The organism is Arthrobacter stackebrandtii (assembly GCF_017876675.1).
GTDB lineage: Bacteria > Actinomycetota > Actinomycetes > Actinomycetales > Micrococcaceae > Specibacter > Specibacter stackebrandtii.
Map to the genome: position 1 here is coordinate 2,934,562 of NZ_JAGIOI010000001.1, position 17,031 is coordinate 2,951,592.

14 protein-coding genes and 4 pseudogenes are annotated in these 17,031 nt (G+C 63.7%); 16 read left to right on the forward strand and 2 right to left on the reverse strand.

Going from position 1 to position 17,031, the window contains the following annotated elements:
• Position 1: 1 nt before the first annotated feature.
• Positions 2-487, reverse strand: coding sequence for a hypothetical protein (locus tag JOF48_RS12740; protein ID WP_209681250.1), 486 nt, complete (start codon positions 485-487; stop codon positions 2-4).
• 180 nt (positions 488-667) lie between these two features.
• Here JOF48_RS12740 and rfbB point away from each other — a divergent pair, with 180 nt between their 5' ends.
• From rfbB to JOF48_RS12820, 16 genes and pseudogenes are all read left to right on the forward strand, one after another.
• On the forward strand, positions 668-1,666 hold the full coding sequence (gene rfbB, locus JOF48_RS12745) for a dTDP-glucose 4,6-dehydratase (RefSeq protein WP_209681252.1): 999 nt from the start codon (positions 668-670) through the stop codon (positions 1,664-1,666).
• A 5-nt stretch (positions 1,667-1,671) separates the two neighbouring features.
• Complete coding sequence (locus JOF48_RS12750) at positions 1,672-3,081, forward strand: sugar nucleotide-binding protein (protein ID WP_209681254.1); 1,410 nt, start codon at positions 1,672-1,674, stop codon at positions 3,079-3,081.
• A gap of 11 nt (positions 3,082-3,092) precedes the next feature.
• The gene (gene galE / locus JOF48_RS12755) at positions 3,093-4,109 is read left to right on the forward strand and encodes a UDP-glucose 4-epimerase GalE (RefSeq protein ID WP_209681256.1); all 1,017 of its coding nucleotides are present in this window, start codon (positions 3,093-3,095) and stop codon (positions 4,107-4,109) included.
• Between the two features lie 30 nt (positions 4,110-4,139).
• Positions 4,140-6,125, forward strand: coding sequence for a DUF6541 family protein (locus JOF48_RS12760; RefSeq protein ID WP_209681258.1), 1,986 nt, complete (start codon positions 4,140-4,142; stop codon positions 6,123-6,125).
• 129 nt (positions 6,126-6,254) lie between these two features.
• The gene (locus JOF48_RS12765; protein WP_209681260.1) at positions 6,255-7,544 is read left to right on the forward strand and encodes a nucleotide sugar dehydrogenase; all 1,290 of its coding nucleotides are present in this window, start codon (positions 6,255-6,257) and stop codon (positions 7,542-7,544) included.
• Positions 7,545-7,574: 30 nt separating this feature from the next.
• Positions 7,575-8,201: an acyltransferase gene (locus JOF48_RS12770; RefSeq protein ID WP_209681262.1), complete on the forward strand. Its 627-nt coding sequence runs from the start codon at positions 7,575-7,577 to the stop codon at positions 8,199-8,201.
• Positions 8,198-9,289, forward strand: coding sequence for a DegT/DnrJ/EryC1/StrS family aminotransferase (locus JOF48_RS12775; protein ID WP_209681264.1), 1,092 nt, complete (start codon positions 8,198-8,200; stop codon positions 9,287-9,289). The genes JOF48_RS12770 and JOF48_RS12775 overlap by 4 nt, the downstream gene beginning before the upstream one ends.
• 3 nt (positions 9,290-9,292) lie before the next feature.
• A complete protein-coding gene (locus JOF48_RS12780) occupies positions 9,293-10,285 on the forward strand; it encodes a Gfo/Idh/MocA family protein (RefSeq protein WP_209681266.1) in 993 nt (330 codons plus the stop codon).
• Positions 10,286-10,296: 11 nt separating this feature from the next.
• Positions 10,297-11,451, forward strand: coding sequence for a glycosyltransferase (locus JOF48_RS19890; protein ID WP_209681268.1), 1,155 nt, complete (start codon positions 10,297-10,299; stop codon positions 11,449-11,451).
• Positions 11,452-11,566: 115 nt separating this feature from the next.
• Positions 11,567-11,902, forward strand: a pseudogene (locus JOF48_RS12790) (ATP-binding protein); the annotation flags it as partial.
• On the forward strand, positions 11,899-12,117 hold the full coding sequence (locus JOF48_RS12795) for a hypothetical protein (RefSeq protein ID WP_209681270.1): 219 nt from the start codon (positions 11,899-11,901) through the stop codon (positions 12,115-12,117). The pseudogene JOF48_RS12790 and the gene JOF48_RS12795, both read left to right, overlap by 4 nt.
• 787 nt (positions 12,118-12,904) lie before the next feature.
• Positions 12,905-13,387, forward strand: coding sequence for a sensor histidine kinase (locus tag JOF48_RS19670; RefSeq protein ID WP_245346522.1), 483 nt, complete (start codon positions 12,905-12,907; stop codon positions 13,385-13,387).
• A gap of 34 nt (positions 13,388-13,421) precedes the next feature.
• Positions 13,422-13,749 (forward strand): annotated as a pseudogene (locus JOF48_RS20180) (transposase); the annotation flags it as partial.
• 64 nt (positions 13,750-13,813) lie between these two features.
• A pseudogene (locus JOF48_RS19675) lies at positions 13,814-14,587 on the forward strand (transposase); the annotation flags it as partial.
• 294 nt (positions 14,588-14,881) lie between these two features.
• On the forward strand, positions 14,882-15,970 hold the full coding sequence (locus JOF48_RS12815; protein WP_209676708.1) for an IS110 family RNA-guided transposase: 1,089 nt from the start codon (positions 14,882-14,884) through the stop codon (positions 15,968-15,970).
• A gap of 189 nt (positions 15,971-16,159) precedes the next feature.
• Complete coding sequence (locus tag JOF48_RS12820) at positions 16,160-16,594, forward strand: ankyrin repeat domain-containing protein (protein ID WP_209681274.1); 435 nt, start codon at positions 16,160-16,162, stop codon at positions 16,592-16,594.
• Positions 16,595-16,803: 209 nt separating this feature from the next.
• Here JOF48_RS12820 and JOF48_RS19685 read toward each other — a convergent pair.
• A pseudogene (locus tag JOF48_RS19685) lies at positions 16,804-17,030 on the reverse strand (UDP-N-acetylglucosamine 2-epimerase); the annotation flags it as partial.
• Position 17,031: the final 1 nt, after the last annotated feature.

Below are 17,031 nucleotides of genomic sequence, written 5' to 3' on the forward strand. Positions count from 1 at the left end.
TCTAGCCGCGTCCTATGATCGGAATCAGCTTGTCCCACGCCCTGGCATTGCACAGGTTGTTGCGCTGGAAGGAAACCCGCACGTGCTCGCCCCTGGACTCGCCGAACACGTCCGCAATGATGTCGTTGCCGGTGTCGGTGCAGGCATCGTTGTCCGTGGGGACGAGCTCGCTGTCAAAGAGTTTGGCGGAGCCGGCGATCAGGGCGCATGCCTCGTCTGCGTCGGGGATGTTGGAGGGTGCAACGGCAGTGTCCCCGGAGCAGGCCAGCTGCCGTGTGGTAACAGTCTTGTTGTTGCCCATGAGTTCGGTGATGACGAGGTTGGTGTCCACCTCGCCGGTGACAGTTGGGTAGTTTGAATCCTGCGGGGCCGCGCTCGAGGCGGGCGGTGCACCCTGCACATTCACTGTTTCATCGACGACGGTACATCCGGAAACCGCGGTCACCAATGCAGCTGTCAGGGCGCATGTGGCCCAGAGTTTCTTCAAGATGCTCCTTACATATATTGCGTAGCCAGCCTACCTTACGGCGCCATCCCGGAATTTGCGGTTCGACGGCGGAAATCAGCTGCCGCCGCCGTCGCCGGGCATGCTCCCGGCTGGGTTGGGCAACGGGCAGGACGGCGGCCGGCCACGGGGAACGGCGGCCCGTTCACGTATGCTGGCCTAATGCGAAATCTCCTTGTTACCGGTGGGGCCGGGTTCATTGGTTCTAATTTTGTCCATTATGTGCTTGAGCACACGGAGATGTCCGTGACGGTGTTGGACAAGCTGACGTATGCCGGGAATTTGGCGTCGTTGGAGGGTTTGCCGGCGGAGCGGTTCACGTTTGTGCGTGGTGATATTTGTGATGCGGGGCTGGTGGATTCGCTGGTGGCTGGGGTGGATGCGGTGGTGCATTACGCGGCGGAGTCGCACAATGACAATTCGTTGCAGGATCCGCGCCCGTTCCTGGAGACGAACATCATTGGCACGTACACGCTGATTGAGGCGGCCCGCAAGCACGGCAAGCGGTTCCACCACATCTCCACCGACGAGGTTTACGGGGATTTGGAGTTGGATGACCCGCAGAGGTTCACGGAGGAGACGGCGTACGCCCCCTCGAGCCCGTATTCGTCCACGAAGGCCGGTTCGGACATGCTGGTCCGTGCCTGGGTGCGCTCCTTTGGCCTGGCGGCGACGTTGAGCAACTGCTCGAACAACTACGGCCCGTACCAGCATGTGGAGAAGTTCATTCCGCGCCAGATCACGAACGTGATCGACGGGATCCGTCCCAAGCTTTATGGTGCGGGGGAGAACGTGCGGGACTGGATCCATGCCGATGACCATTCCTCGGCCGTGCTGGCGATCCTGGAGCGGGGCCGCATTGGGGAGACGTACCTGATCGGTGCCGACGGGGAGAAGAACAACAAGGACGTGGTGGAGTTGATCCTGTCGATGATGGGCCAGGCCCCGGACGCGTACGACCATGTCATTGACCGTCCCGGCCATGACCTGCGCTACGCGATCGAGTCTTCCAAGCTGCGCACGGAGCTGGGCTGGGAGCCGGAGTTCGCGAACTTTGATGCCGGCCTGGCCGAGACCATCAAGTGGTACCGGGAGCATGAGGGATGGTGGCGCCCGCAGAAGGCCGCGACCGAGGCGAAGTACAAGGAACAGGGCCAGTAACCGTCATGGGCATCGAATTTTCCAAGCCGCTCACGGCCACGCAGACCCCGATCCCCGGCGTCATCCTCTACGAACTGCCGGTCCATGGTGACAACCGGGGCTGGTTCAAGGAAAACTGGCAGCGGGAGAAGATGCTGGCCCTGGGCCTGCCGGACTTCGTCCCGGTGCAAAACAACATCTCCTTCAACGAAAAGGCCGGCACGACCCGCGGGATCCATGCCGAGCCGTGGGACAAGTTCATCTCCGTCGCGACCGGGAAGATCTTCGGCGCCTGGGTCGATTTGCGCCAGGGCCCCTCGTTCGGGGCCGTGTTCACCACCGTCATGGACCCCTCCCAGGCGATCTTCATCCCGCGCGGGGTCGGCAACGCCTTCCAAACCCTGGAAGACAACACCGCGTACACCTACCTCGTCAACGACCACTGGTCAGCCGACGCGCAGGGCCAGTACACCTTCTTGAACCTTGCCGATGAGCAGACGGCCATTAACTGGCCCATCCCGCTGGGGCAGGCCGAACTCTCCGAGAAGGACAAAAACCATCCCCGCCTGGGCCAAGTCACCCCCATGGCGGGCAGGAAGACCCTGGTGCTGGGCGCCGACGGGCAACTCGGCCGCGCCCTGCGCACCCTCTACGCCGGGGATGCCAGTGTCGAGTTCGCGGCCCGGGACGGCTTTGACCTGACCAACCCGGACTCCTACACGGGCCGGAACTGGAGGAACTACGCCACGATCATCAACGCCGCCGCGTACACCGGCGTCGACACGGCAGAAACCCCCGCAGGCCGCACCCAGGCATGGGCCATCAACGCCACCGCCGTCGCGGACCTGGCCAAGGTCGCGACCGCGCACGGGATCACCCTGGTCCACATCTCCAGCGACTACGTCTTCGACGGCACCACCAACCTCCACACCGAGGACGAGGCCCTGTCCCCGCTGGGTGTCTACGGCCAGTCCAAGGCCGCCGGCGACCTCGCCGCGGCCACCGTGCCAAGGCACTACATCATCCGCACCAGCTGGGTCATCGGGGACGGGAACAACTTCGTCGCCACCATGGCATCCCTCGCCAACCGGGGCATCAAACCCGCCGTCGTCAACGACCAAACCGGCAGGCTCTCCTTCACCACCGACATCGCAGCAGCCATCAAACACCTCATCGACACCGGTGCGGCCCACGGCACCTACAACCTCAGCAACGACGGCGAGCCCCAAACCTGGGCAGACATCGCCGCCGACGTCTACGAACTCACCGGCCACCACCGCGCCGACGTCACCGGCACCAGCACCGCCGACTACTTCAAGGACAAAAACGCCGCCCCCAGGCCCCACCACAGCACCCTGGACCTGGCCAAAATCAAGGCCACCGGATACACCCCCGCCCCCGCAGCACAACGCCTGCGCGAATACCTCGCCCAATAGAAATGGAAACAATGAAAGTACTTGTCACCGGCGGCGCCGGCTACATCGGCTCGCACATGGTCCTTTGCCTGCTCGAGGCCGGGCACGACGTTGTGGTGCTCGACAACCTCCTGAACTCCTCGGCCGAGTCGCTGCGCCGGGTGGAGGAACTGACGGGGCGCCACCCGGAATTTGTGGAACTGGACCTGCTCGACGCTGCAGGCGTGGATGCGCTGTTTGCCTCCTCGGGCTTTGACTCGGTCATCCACTTTGCCGGTCTGAAGGCCGTGGGCGAGTCCGTGGCCAAGCCGCTGTGGTACTACCAGAACAACATTGTGGGCACCCTGAACCTGCTGGCCTCCATGGACAGGCACGGCGTGCGCTCGCTCGTATTCAGTTCTTCTGCAACCGTCTACGGTGCCAGCGAGGAAGTTCCGCTGATCGAGAAGATGCCGCTGGACGCGACCAACCCCTATGGACGCACCAAGGAACAGATCGAGGACATCCTCACCGACCTTGGCGCAGCAGACCCCACCTGGCGGATCGCCCTGCTGCGCTACTTCAACCCGGTGGGCGCACACGAATCCGGACGCATCGGCGAAGACCCCACGGGCGTGCCCAACAACCTGCTGCCGTTCGTGGCCCAGGTTGCCGTTGGCCGCCGCGAAAAGGTCATGGTTTTCGGCAACGACTACCCCACGCCGGACGGCACGGGCGTGCGCGACTACATCCACGTCATGGACCTGGCAGCCGGGCACCTGGCCGCACTGCAGTACCTTTCCGACCATGAGGGCGTGTTCCGCTGGAACCTGGGCACCGGCAACGGCTCTTCCGTCCTGGAAGTCATCCAGGCGTTTGGCGAAGCCGCCGGCAAGCCTGTTCCGTTTGAGTTCGCGCCCCGCCGCCCCGGCGACGCCGCGGTCAGCTACGCCGATCCCTCCTCCGCACTGGCGGACTTGGGCTGGTCGGCCCACCGCAACCTGGCCCAGATGTGCGCCGACCACTGGCGCTGGCAGAAGGACAACCCGAACGGCTACGCGCAGCCCTGACCCGCGGCCTGCAGAATGTACGGATAACCCATGAGTTGGTTTGAAACAGTGCCGGTCATCCTGGCCGCCGCATTGGTCATTTTTGTGCCCGGTGCCGTCCTGGGCCGGGCGCTCGGTGCCCGGGGGCTGGCCTGGCTGGCGGCATCGGCACCCCTGACGGCCAGCCTCGTGGCGGTGGGCACCATCGCGGCGGCGGCCATCGAACTGACGTGGAACCCGCTGGTGCTGGGCGCGTTCACCGTGCTTGCATCCGCTGCAGCCTGGGGCGTGCGGACGCTGGTTGCCGCGCGCCTCGCCGTCGTCCGCGGCCGCACGGCTGAATCCAGGCTGCGCACACCGGACCGGCCCAGGCCGGCCCTGCTGCTGGCGGGACTGGGCGGCTTCTGCTTTTCCGCAGCCACGCTCGGGACCAACCTTGCCAGGACGTTTATTGCGCCGGAGAACATCTCCAACACCTACGACAACGTCCACCACCTGAGTGCCGTCCGCGCCGTCGTGGAATCCGGGAACGGATCGGCCTTTGACGTCGGTTCCATGATCCACAACGGGCCTTCCTCCGTGTACCCGTTTACCTGGCACAATCTGGTGGCCCTGACCATGGAGCTGGGCAATGTCGCGTCGCTGCCGGCAGCCGTCAACAGCGCCAACATTGTCATCGGCGCCATGGTGTGGACCTTGGGGTGCATGTTCCTGGCCACCCGGGTGGCAGGCACCCGCCCGGCAGTCCTGCTGGTGGCGGGCGTGCTGGCCGGAGGGTTCGGGGCGTTCCCCTTCCTGGCCCTTGGCTGGGGAGTGCTGTACCCGAACTTCCTGGCGATCGCGCTGCTTCCCACTTTTGTGGGGCTGGTTGCCGACGTCCTGAAGCTCTCCCCGAAACCCAGGGTTGGAACCGCCCTCGGCGTCGTGCTGCTGGTTCTCGGTGCGCCGGGGCTGGCACTTTCCCACCCCAACATCGTCATGACGCTGGCTGCCTTCACTGTCCCCATGCTCCTGTTCTGGCTGGTGCGGCTCTTTGCCGCCCGTCGGCACCCGTGGCAGGCAACCGCTGCTGCTTCGGCCGGAGTGGCCCTGTACCTTGTTGTGTTTGTCGTCGCCTGGGACAGAATTCGCCCCAGCTCGGCAGGATCGCACTGGCCGCCAACGCTCACCTTTTCCGACGCCGTCGGGGAAGCGCTGGCCGTTGCCCCCCACGGGGTGCCGGCCTTCTGGCCCGTGTTCCTTCTGATTTTGTCCGGCCTTGCAGCGGTGTGTGTCCAATGGCGCCGGATCTGGGCTGCGGGGATCTTTTTCGTGGCGGCCTTGTTCTTTGTTGTGGTGGCAAGTTTCCCCGAGGCTGCCCTGCGCAATGCCATAACTGGAGTGTTTTTCAACGACAGCAACAGGCTGGCGGCGCTGCTGCCGGTTGCCGCCCTGCCGATCATGGCGGCCGGCGCCGTCTGGCTCTGGGACCTGGCCGTGAAGCTCATTCCGGCAGGAGCCCTGGATGTGAAGCCCCGTGCCATGGTGCTTGGTGCGGTGGGCGGCATTGCCGCACTGTTGCTGGGACTGGCCATGCAGAACAATTCGCTGCAGGCCGTGGTGGCGTCGACCGGCGACCAGTACTACGCCTCAACACCGGAGTCATGGCTGCTTTCCAGCGATGAAGCAGCCCTGCTCAAGCGCGCACCCGAGCACATCCCCGCAGGGGCCATGACGATTGGACACCCGGCAAACGGGGGCTCGCTCATCTATGCCCTCGACAACTACCCCACCGTGGTGCCGTCGCTGTCTTCCGCGCAAAGCCCCGAGATCCAACTGATCTGGACCAGCCTGCCGCAGCTAAACGATGACCCGGCCGTGTGCGAGGCCGTCCGCAAGCTGGACGCCTACTACTACCTGGATTTTGGCAGCGGCCGCCAGGTCAGTGACATGCGCATGACCATCCCCAGCTCGGAAGACCTCGCAGCAACCCCCGGCCTGACCCTCCTCGACGAGCAGGGTGCGGCACGTCTCTACCGGATCGATGCGTGCGGGTAGTGTGAAATAGTGGGCTGGCTCTCTTTTGGCGCGTGGGCGGCCCAAAGCTCGATATTCTAAGTGTCAAGGCAAACGGCACGGACGGCCTTGTCCGGGGCCCGGCAATTTACTGAAGATTAGGTTACACACGTGAAGATTGCAGTTATTGCACTCGGCAAGATCGGCCTGCCACTGGCTGTCCAGTTCGCATCCAAGGGCCACGACGTGGTGGGCGTTGACGTCAACCAGGCCGTGGTGGACCTGGTCAACGCCGGCACCGAGCCCTTCCCCGGTGAGGCGCACCTGCAGGAAAAGCTCGCCGAACTGATCCCCGCCGGCAAGCTGCGTGCCACCACCGACTATGCCGACGCCGTCCCCGGTGCCGATGCGGTGGTCCTCGTTGTGCCGTTGTTTGTTGACAAAGATGCGAACCCGGACTTCGGCTGGATGGACACCGCCACGGCCGAGCTGGCCCGCCACCTGACCCCCAACACCCTCGTTGCCTACGAGACCACCCTGCCCGTCGGCACCACCCGGACCCGCTGGAAGCCTGCCCTGGAAGCCGGCTCCGGCCTGGTCGAGGGCAAGGACTTCCATTTGGTCTTCTCCCCGGAGCGGGTGCTGACCGGGCGTGTTTTTGAGGACCTGCGCAAGTACCCCAAGCTGGTGGGCGGCCTGTCCGACGCCGGTGCCGCCAAGGCTGTCGAGTTCTACGAGGCGGTGCTCGACTTCGATGAGCGCCCCGACCTGAACCGCCCCAACGGCGTCTGGGACCTGGGCTCCGCCGAGGCCTCCGAGCTCGCCAAGCTGGCCGAGACCACCTACCGGGACGTCAACATCGGCCTGGCCAACCAGTTCGCCCGCTTCGCCGCCAAGACCGGCATTGACATCTACCAGGTCATTGCCGCCTCCAACTCGCAACCCTTCAGCCACATCCACCAGCCGGGCATTGCCGTCGGCGGGCACTGCATCCCCGTCTACCCGCGCCTTTACCTGTGGAACGACCCCGACGCCACCGTGGTCCGGGCCGCCCGCGCCGCCAACGCCGACATGCCCGACTACACGATAGGCCTGCTGGAAGGTGCCTTCGGCGACCTCACCGGGGCACGCGTCGTCGTGCTGGGCGCCGCCTACCGCGGAGGGGTCAAGGAGACGGCGTTCTCCGGCGTGTTCGACGCCGTCGAGGCCATCACCCGCCGCGGCGGCACCGCCCTGGTGCACGACCCCATGTACACGGACGCTGAACTGGCCAAGCTGGGTTTCGCCGCCTACCACCTGGGCGAGCCGGTGGATGCCGCCGTGGTCCAGGCCGACCACGCCGAATACCGCGAGCTGGGCCCGGCCGACCTGCCGGGCATCACAACGTTTATCGACGGACGCCGGGTAAGCTCGGCAGGGAAGTGGCCCGGCGTCACCTACCGCGTCATTGGCAAGGCCTAGCGGCCGCCCGCATCCACCAGGAGTAGCAGCATGAGTTACATTGCCCCCAGCGCCGACGTCGCCGAGGCGGCCACACTCGGCGAAGGCACCAAGGTGTGGCACCTTGCCCAGGTCCGTGAGGACGCGGTGCTTGGCGAGAACTGCATCGTGGGCCGCGGTGCGTACGTCGGCACCGGCGTCAAGATTGGCGACAACACCAAGATCCAGAACTACGCGCTCGTGTACGAGCCGGCGGTGCTGGGGCACGGCGTCTTCATCGGCCCGGCAGTGGTGCTGACCAACGACACCTACCCCCGCGCCGTCAGCCCGGACGGCTCACTCAAGAGCGCCCACGACTGGACCCCGGTGGGTGTCACCATTGAGGACGGCGCCTCCATCGGGGCACGGGCCGTGTGCATCGCCCCGCTGACCATCGGCCGCTGGGCCACGATCGCCGCGGGCTCCGTGGTGACGAAGGATGTCCCCGCGTTCGCCCTCATGGCTGGCGTCCCCGCTCGGCGGCTCGGTTGGGTGGGCAGGGCCGGCTTCCCGCTGAAGGAAGAGGGCGGCGTCTGGGTGTGCCCGGAAACCGGGGCACAGTACATTGAAGAAACAAACTCCCTGAACGAGACCTCCCTGACTGAGGCCGACACGAACCACGCAGAGGACAACGCATGAGCCAGGACTTCATCCCCGCAGCAAAACCGATCATCGGCGCGGAGGAGCGGGCAGCGGTCGACGCCGTCATGGCCTCCGGCATGCTGGCCCAGGGCCCCGAGGTGGCCGCCTTTGAGAAGGAATTCTCCCAGGTGATGGTGGACGGGCGCTCGTCCGTCGCTGTGAACTCCGGCACCTCCGGTCTCCACCTGGGCCTGCTGGCCTCGGGCGTCGGCCCCGGCGACGAGGTCATCGTCCCCTCCTTCACCTTTGCCGCAACCGGCAACTCCGTTGCCCTGACCGGCGCCACGCCGGTGTTCGCCGACATCGAGCTGGACTACTACACACTCGATGTTTCCCATGTGGAATCGCTCATCACGGACAAGACCAAGGGCATCATGCCGGTGCATCTCTACGGGCACCCCTTTGCCGCCGACGCATTCACGGCGCTGGCCGAAAAGCACGGGATCGACCTCTACGAGGACGCAGCCCAGGCACACGGTGCCGCCGTCAACGGCAAGAAGGTGGGCACCTTCGGCAAATTCGGCATGTTCAGCCTGTACCCCACGAAGAACATGACCTCCGGCGAGGGTGGCATGGTCACCACCGCGGACGCCACGGTTGAGCGCAACCTCCGCCTGCTCCGCAACCAGGGCATGGAGAAGCAGTACGAGAACGAGCTGGTGGGCTTCAACAACCGCATGACGGACCTGCACGCAGCCATCGGCCGCGTCCAGCTGACCAAGGTGGAAGCATGGACGGCGCAGCGCCAGAAAAACGCCGCATTCCTTTCTGCCAACCTTGAAGGGGTGGGCACGCCGAAGGTGGCGCCCGGCGCAGAGCACGTCTACCACCAGTACACGGTCCGCGTCTCCGAGGGCCGCGACGAACTGCACGAGCGCCTGCGCTCCGAGTTCAACATTGGCTCCGGCGTGTACTACCCCGTCCCCAACCACCGCCTGCCGTCCTTCAACCGCACCGAGGACCTGCCCAACACCGAAATCGCGGCCAGGGAAGTTCTCTCCCTGCCCGTGCACCCGTCGCTGACGCAGGGCGACCTTGAACGCATCGTGACCGCCGTCAACACCATCGTCAAGGCAGGTGCCTGAGCCATGGCGAACCTGCGCGTGGGCCTGATTGGCCTGGGCATGATGGGGCGCCACCACGCCCGCGTCATCCGCGAAGTTGAGGGCGTCGACCTGGTGGCCGTCGCCGATGCCTACGGCGACCCGCACGGCGTCGCCAAGGACCTGCCGGTCCTGCGCAACGTCGAAGAGCTCATCGCTGCCGGCATCGACATGGCCGTCGCGGCCGTGCCCACCGGCATGCACGAGGAAGTGGGACTGGCCCTTGCAGAGGCCGGTGTCCACACGCTCGTTGAGAAGCCCATTGCCGCGAGCACGGAAGCCGGCAAGCGGCTCCTGGCCGCCTTCACTGCGAAGGGCCTCGTCGGCGCCGTCGGACACATTGAGCGCTTCAACCCGGCGCTGCAGTCGCTGCGCAAGCGCATCGCCGACGGCGAGCTCGGCGAGGTCTACCAGATCGCCACACGGCGGCAGGGCCCGTTCCCGTCCCGCATCGCCGACGTCGGTGTGGTCAAGGACCTTGGCACGCACGACATCGACCTGACGGCGTGGCTGGCGCAGAGCCACTACGAATCCATCTTTGCCCAGACCACCACGCGCAGCGGACGCCCCCACGAGGACATGGTCTCCGCCACTGGCAAGCTGGACAACGGCATCATCACCAACCACCTGGTGAACTGGCTGTCCCCGATGAAGGAACGCCTCACCGTGGTGACGGGCGAAAAGGGCGCCTTCGTGGCCGACACCGTAACGGCCGACCTGACGTTCTACGAAAACGGCACGGTGGCCACCGAGTGGGACTCGATCGGCGCGTTCCGGGGCGTGTCGGAGGGCAATGTGACCCGGTTGGCCATCGCCAAGCCGGAACCGCTGCGCACCGAGCACGAGGCATTCCGCGACGCGGTCCTGGGGCTGCGCAGCGATGTCGTCACCATGGCCGAGGGCCTGGAGACGCTGGTTGTCGCCGAGGCCGTGCTGGAGTCCGCCCGCACTGGCCAAAGCGTGAGGATCACCGTTTAGTGGCTGGTGAAGTGGCCACAAAGGTAACCGTCGTATCCCGCCTCTATGCGCCTGAGGTGGGAGCGGCATCCTTCCGGCTCAAGGCCCTTGTCGACGGCCTCGGGGCCGCGGGTGCCAGGGTAAACGTTGTCACCACGAAGGCCCCCGCAGGGTCGAAGCCCTTCAAACCAAGCTACAAGATCAGCCGCTGGCCTGTCCTGCGGGATGCCGGTGGCAATGTCCGGGGCTACGTGCAGTACCTGAGCTTTGACATCCCCATGTTCTTTCGAATCCTCCTTGGTCCACGTCCCGACGTCTTTGTCGTTGAGCCGCCTCCGACCAGCGGGTTCGTCGTAAAGACGGTTGCATGGCTCCGCAGGGTCCCGTATGTCTACTTTTCTGCGGATGTCTCCTCGAGCGCTGCCCGCGGAATTGGCGTCAACCCGGCTGTGGTGAAGGTGCTCACTGCCGTGGAACGGTCCATCCTCAGTTCAGCCTCGGCTGTATTGGCCGTGTCGGACGGGGTGGAACGGGAGATTGGCCAGCTGACCGGGAACACGGCACGTGTGGTCAACGTGGGCACCGGTGTGGACACGGCCGCGTTTTCCTACGAGGGGCCCAAGGAGCCGGCGGAGGGCCGGTACTTTGTCTATGCCGGAACGATGTCGGAAATCCAGGGGGCCGGTGTCTTCGTCGATGCTTTCAAGGAAATTGCGGCGGAATACCCGGACGTGCAGCTCATGATGTTTGGTCAGGGCGTCGAGTTGCAAGAGCTGAAGGCCAGCGCAGCGCCGCTGTCCGGCCGGGTTCGCTTCCTGCCGCCCGCACAGGGGACGGAAATCGCGCGGTGGCACCGTGGTGCGGCTGCGAACCTCGCTTCAGTGCGTCCCGGTCGCGGCTACGACTTTGCATTTGCCACGAAGGCACTGGCCGGCCTCTCGGCCGGAGCCCCTGCCGTCTATGCGGGCGTTGGTCCGCTGGCAGAGATCATCAGGGAACACAGACTGGGGATCGCCTGCGAGTGGGACGCCGTATCCGTTGCCGACGCAATGAGGACAATGCTGGAACGTCCATTCGACGGGGATCGCCGCAAACAGCTCTCCGAGTGGGTTGAAGAAAACTACTCATTGAATGCCGTGGGCGCGGCTGGTGCCGAGGCCGTTCTATTGGCGGCAGCTCAAGGCTGAACTCGCTTCGAGACTGAAGCACCGACTCCCTGCACATCCACGCCCACGGCGATATGCGGTGCGAGCCGTCACGTGCCGCCCGCTTGGGACCCATGCGAACGCCTCGTGGGCACAAGTCGTTGACGAAGTAGGCTACATCCCGTTCGATCAGGACTCCGCGAACCTGTTCTTCCAGCTCGTCTCCTCCCGCCATGAGCGGGCCTCGCTGATCCTGACCGGCAACCTGGCCTTCAGCCGCTGGGCCGACGTCTTCGGTGACGCCACGATTGCCTCGGCCATGATCGACAGGAACGTCCACCACGCCCAGGTCATCAACTTCTCCGGCAACAGTTACCGCCTCCAAGGCCGGCTCAAGCCACAAACAATGGCACAACAAAAACAACACATCGTGGCCCTATTTTCAAATGGCAAAGGTGGCTCTACTTTCGGTTGGCGTTTGCAACCACCATGACTTCGCCTGTTGTCAACCGCTTGGCGGCACGGACCGCCGTCATGGAATGCATCGAGTCCTGGTACAACCTGCGCCAACACCATGCCAACAACCTGGAACTGCCACCCGCCAAAGCCCTTGCCGAATGCAAAAACGGGCATCAAGCCGAACAAGCCGCAGTGCAAGAAGAAAATCAATCAAACTGTCTCAGAATCTTGACGGTCCATACTTCATGATGGTGGCGGCGCCCGGGCCTTCTTTGGTCCTGTGATCGAGCTCCGCAGGTGTGTCTCGATGCGGATCAGGACGGACGGCTCCTACCACGCATCGCACAGCAACGCCGGCCAGCAGGCAAAGACTTGGGTGCAGTACCCGTCACAATAGAAGGCACCGCCGCCGCTAACGAACTCGCAGCCGAGGGCCACCATATCCACTCCGGTGATCTCGCCCTGCTTCACCAAGACCATTCGCGGCTTCGGGGTTGTTTGGCTGCCGGCGGCTCATCCTTATTGGCGGCGAGAACAACCAGTTGGAGGATCCAGTCCGGGTGGGTACCGACATTAGAATGGAAATGTCACCTGCGAGACTTGAGAGTTGGATTCTTAGTGCCCACTAAAGCGATGCAAGCACCGCTAATGCGTCCTGGCCTGAGCTGGCTTGGTTTTGGCTTCCATGGCGCTTTTTTTGCTCTGATGGTCTCTTCCGTTATCCGATACGTGATGCGCCACGGTCCCGTGAACAATCTCTGGATCCTTGGACTGGCCATAGCCGTTACGGGACTTTACGGGATAATTGCGTGGCTGACGCACACAGGGAATCCCCATCCATTGTGGCTAGTGGCGCTGGTTGTGCTGTGGGCAATACTGGTGGTCATGGCCCCGAGCTTCGCTTGGTGCTCCTTCGCGATCTTCTTCATGGGACGGGTCGGATACGACGGATGGTTATCCTATGGGGCATCGGGGGGTTGTCACCGTAGCCACAACCGTCGGACTCGTCCGCATCAGCGGGGGCACAGATATCGCCATGCTGTTGGGCCCCCTCTTTGTGGGTGCTCTGCTGACCTTGGTTTATGACAAGATTGAGGCAGCCGCACGCGTTGAAAAGCAACTGAGGCTTGAGGTGCAACAGGCACAACGGAAGTTGCTGGCGCAGGAAAGGACAGAAGGAGCTTCGGACGAACGCGAGCGTGTATCGCGCGAAATCCATGACACGGTCACCCAGGGGCTGGCCTCGAACATCCTCCTGCTCGAAGCTGCACAACAGGCATGGCCGCGCCCTGAGGGGCGCGATGCGGTACGGGCCGCCAGCTCAGCACTTCGTAGAAACCTAGCTGATACCAGAACCCTAGTTCACCAACTCACTGCACCGGAAGCCGACGATTTGTCCCTTCCAGAGATGATTCTCGCGGCAGCCCCCTACGTGTCAGGCTGGGACGGTACCACGGTGAAAGAGCAAGTCCGTTTGATCGCGTGGGGCGAGAACCAGGAAACCAGTAATAATGTCTAGTCCAGTTTTGTCCGCGGTAGGCCATGATGGTGGCATGAGTAGTTCCGGTCCGCGTGCCGGTGGCCCGACCCGTCGTAGGTCGTACACCCCCACGCAGAAGCTTGATTTTTTGGTCCAGTACGAGGCCGCTGTCCTCTCCAATGAAGGTGGTGCTTTCCTGCGCCGCGAGGGCTTGTATTCCTCCCAGATGACCGAGTGGCGCCGCCTGCGTGACGCCGGTGTCCTGGAGGGCAAGAAGGCCGGGGAGTCCATCGGCAGGCTCTCCAAGGACCAGGCCGAGATCGCGCGTTTGCGCCGCCAGCTGGAGGTGACGCAGGGCCGGTTGAAGACCTCCGAGGCAGCCCTGGGTGTGCTGGGAAAACTTCACGCTCTCTTGGAGGATCTCTCCGAGAGGGAGGAAGGCGGGCCGAAGCCCGGCAAGCGCTGATGGCCGCCTACAAGGAACTCCTCGCAGTGGGGGTTCCCCAGCGTCGTGCCGCGGTTCTGGCCGGCGTCTCGAGGACGACCATGAATCGGAAGCCGGCCGAGCCCCGGGACCATGCACCGGTGGTCCCGCCGAACAAGCTCAGTCCCGCCGAACGGACCGAGCTTCTGGCCGCGGTGAACTCGCCCGAGTTCGTTGATCTGGCACCCCAGCAGGTCTACACCAAGCTCCTTGATGTGGGCGTCTATCTGGGCTCTGTCTCAACGATGTACCGGGTGTTGGAGGAGAACCAGCAGGTCAAGGAACGCCGCCGCCTGGCCAAGCATCCGCCCCGGGCCGTGCCTGAGCTCGTGGCCAACGCACCTGGCGAGGTGATCACGTGGGATATTACGAAATTGGCTGGCCCGGTCAAGGGTAAATACTTTGACTGCTACATGGCCGTGGACATCCATTCGCGGTTCATCGTCGGCGCGCACGTGCACGCCACCGAAACCGGCGATTTGGCGGTGGAGATGATGAAGGAAATGTTCGGCATCCACGGCATCCCGCACGTCCTTCACGCCGACCGCGGCACCTCGATGACGTCGAAGACCGTGGCCACGCTGCTGGCCGATTTGGAAGTCACCCAGTCCCATTCCCGACCCCGGGTCAGCAACGATAATCCGTATTCTGAGAGCTTGTTCAAGACAATGAAGTTCGGCCCCACTTTCCCCGAACGCTTTGCATCCCTGCCCGATGCCGGGGCCTTCATCAGCGAGTTCGTGGACTGGTACAACTGTGAGACTTGTTTTAGCTGGTCTGGGACTGGCTGGCAGGATAGTTACCGGCCGCTCCACACTGCAGGCGTGACCCTTGGTACAACTGACCCTCATGGTGTCCTTTTGTGGACTTGTCCGTCTACCAGGATGGTTCGGCCGGTACCCGTCCGGCCCACCACGGTAGCTTGATTAGAAGATTGTCCACCCTCACGGGCGTGACCCCTCACAGTTCTGTTCCGTAGTGATTCCTACCCGGACTTGTACCGGCCGTCAACGGCCACCAACCAAGTCCATCACAAAAGGAAAAGCACGGTGACCGCTCTGTCTATCGTCTCTCATTGCCACCCATTTGTCGTGGGTGTCGACACTCACGCACGCAACCACGTCTACGCCATCCTTGACGCCACCAATGGCGCACTGCTGGATACGCAGTCTTTCCCGACTACCGCGGCCGGTATCAACCGCGCCATCAAATGGGTCGCACGCCGCACCAACGCCGACGCCGATACCCTCTGGGTTATCGAGGGAGCCGCGTCCTACGGAGCGATCCTCGCCGGTACCGTAGCCGCCCATGGATTCCCCGTTACCGAGGCTCCTCGTATGGATGCCAAGAAGAACCGCGGTGTCGGTAAAACCGATGCCTTGGACGCCCACCGGATGGGCATGGCCGTGCTGTCGTTGCCGGTCGAGAAACTGCGCTGCCCCCGCTTGAATGAAGGGATCCGCCAAGGCTTGCGGATCCTGGTCACCGCCCGCGAGTCCATGACCAAGGGCCGTACCCGTTCGATCAACGCATTGAACGCTTTGGTACGAAGTAACAATCTCGGCATTGATGCCCGCAGGAAGCTCACCCCAGTCCAGATCGAGGAGATCTCACGCTGGCGTGAACGCGTGGAAGAACTGGCTTTGAGTATCGCCCGCTCCGAGGCGGTCCGCCTCGCCAAACACATCCTGGACCTCGGTGAGCAGTTGGAGTCCAACGAGCAAAAGCTGGACGAGCTGGTCAAGGTCAGCGAAGCCGCGCCCCTGCTTGAGGAGAAGGGATTCCAGGCGGTCGCCGCGGCGAAATGTCTGGTGGCGTGGTCGCACGAGGGACGGGTCCGTAGCGAGGCTGCCTTCTCCTGTCTGGCCGGCGTGAATCCCATCCCCGCATCGTCCGGGAACACCGTTCGGCATCGGCTGAACCGTGGAGGCGATAGAAGGCTCAACAGTGCTCTTCACATGGCCGCGATCACCAGGATGACCTACGACTCTGAAACCTGCGACTACGTCGAGAAACGACGTGCCGAAGGTAAGACCGACAAAGAAATCCGACGTTGCATCAAGCGCTATCTGGCCCGTCGGGTGTTCAGGATTCTGACTGCCGCGGCTCAGGCGACAAAGGTGCAGGAAGCGGCTTGACAGATATAGAAGAGTCCATGACCACCAACACTCCGGAATCGGCTTCCACACACCCGCAAACGTCCACTACGGCCTCGCCGCCGAGATAGCCAGGCAACGCTCCGAAACACTCGCCGCAGCCCGGTCAAAAAACCCGATTCGCTTCAACAAAAACACTGACCCCAAGATCCTCGACCTGCCCGGGCCGGCGTGGATCAACAAACCAAAGGAAAGCACCCAGAAACAAGCCGCCTAACTCCCGTTGGTACCACCCGACTTGAAAAATTCCGCGACGCGAGTTACCACGCAACTGTGCGCATACTCGTTGCCGGTGGAGTGGATTTCAACACTCCTTCGGCAAATGAGCGAATGACTCCATTGCAAATGGCAAACAGCAAAGGATTCACCGCTCAATCTGCTGTGCTTCAAGCGCTCACGGCGGGACCTGCCCCGGCGGACCCGACTGCCGCGCTCTTCTCGGCCGCAGAGTCAGGGGACGCCAACGCAGCGGCGCTTGCGCTCCGTGCTGGCGCCGTACTGCACCTGCCGAACGGTGATGGGCAGACACCGCTGCAGATCGCGGAAAATAAAGGACATATTGAGGTGGCTCAAGTGATCCGGGCATTATGCAGCGCCTGCCGTTGAGACTGCCCGAAAAGGCCCTTGAGAAGTGGCCCCACGCGTGGGGACAGCCAAGCCCGTCACGGCCGGATGGAGACGGGGCGCCGAAGGCATGAGTGAACCGGCATTGATTGGTGGTTAGTGTTTCCCGCCCGTGCTGGGGTCGAAGAACAGCGTTTCTGAAGAACCCAGAGGGTAGACGACCGCAACTCCCGTGCCCGTCCCGCCATCACGTCGGTCAGCACTCGGTTGTGCTGCTCCGTCATGCGGCAGTTGAAGGAGCGCAGCCCGGCCGTCATTGCGCCCGTCTGTTCGCCGTGCTTGCCGGAGCCCACGCCCAGGTTGTAGTCGGGGGCCGGAATGCCGAGGTCCTGGAAAACATGTCGCTCAACAGCTCGTCATGGTTCTGGCCCGTGTGCACAATGACGTGCGCCGCCCGGCCCTCCATGGAACGGGCAATC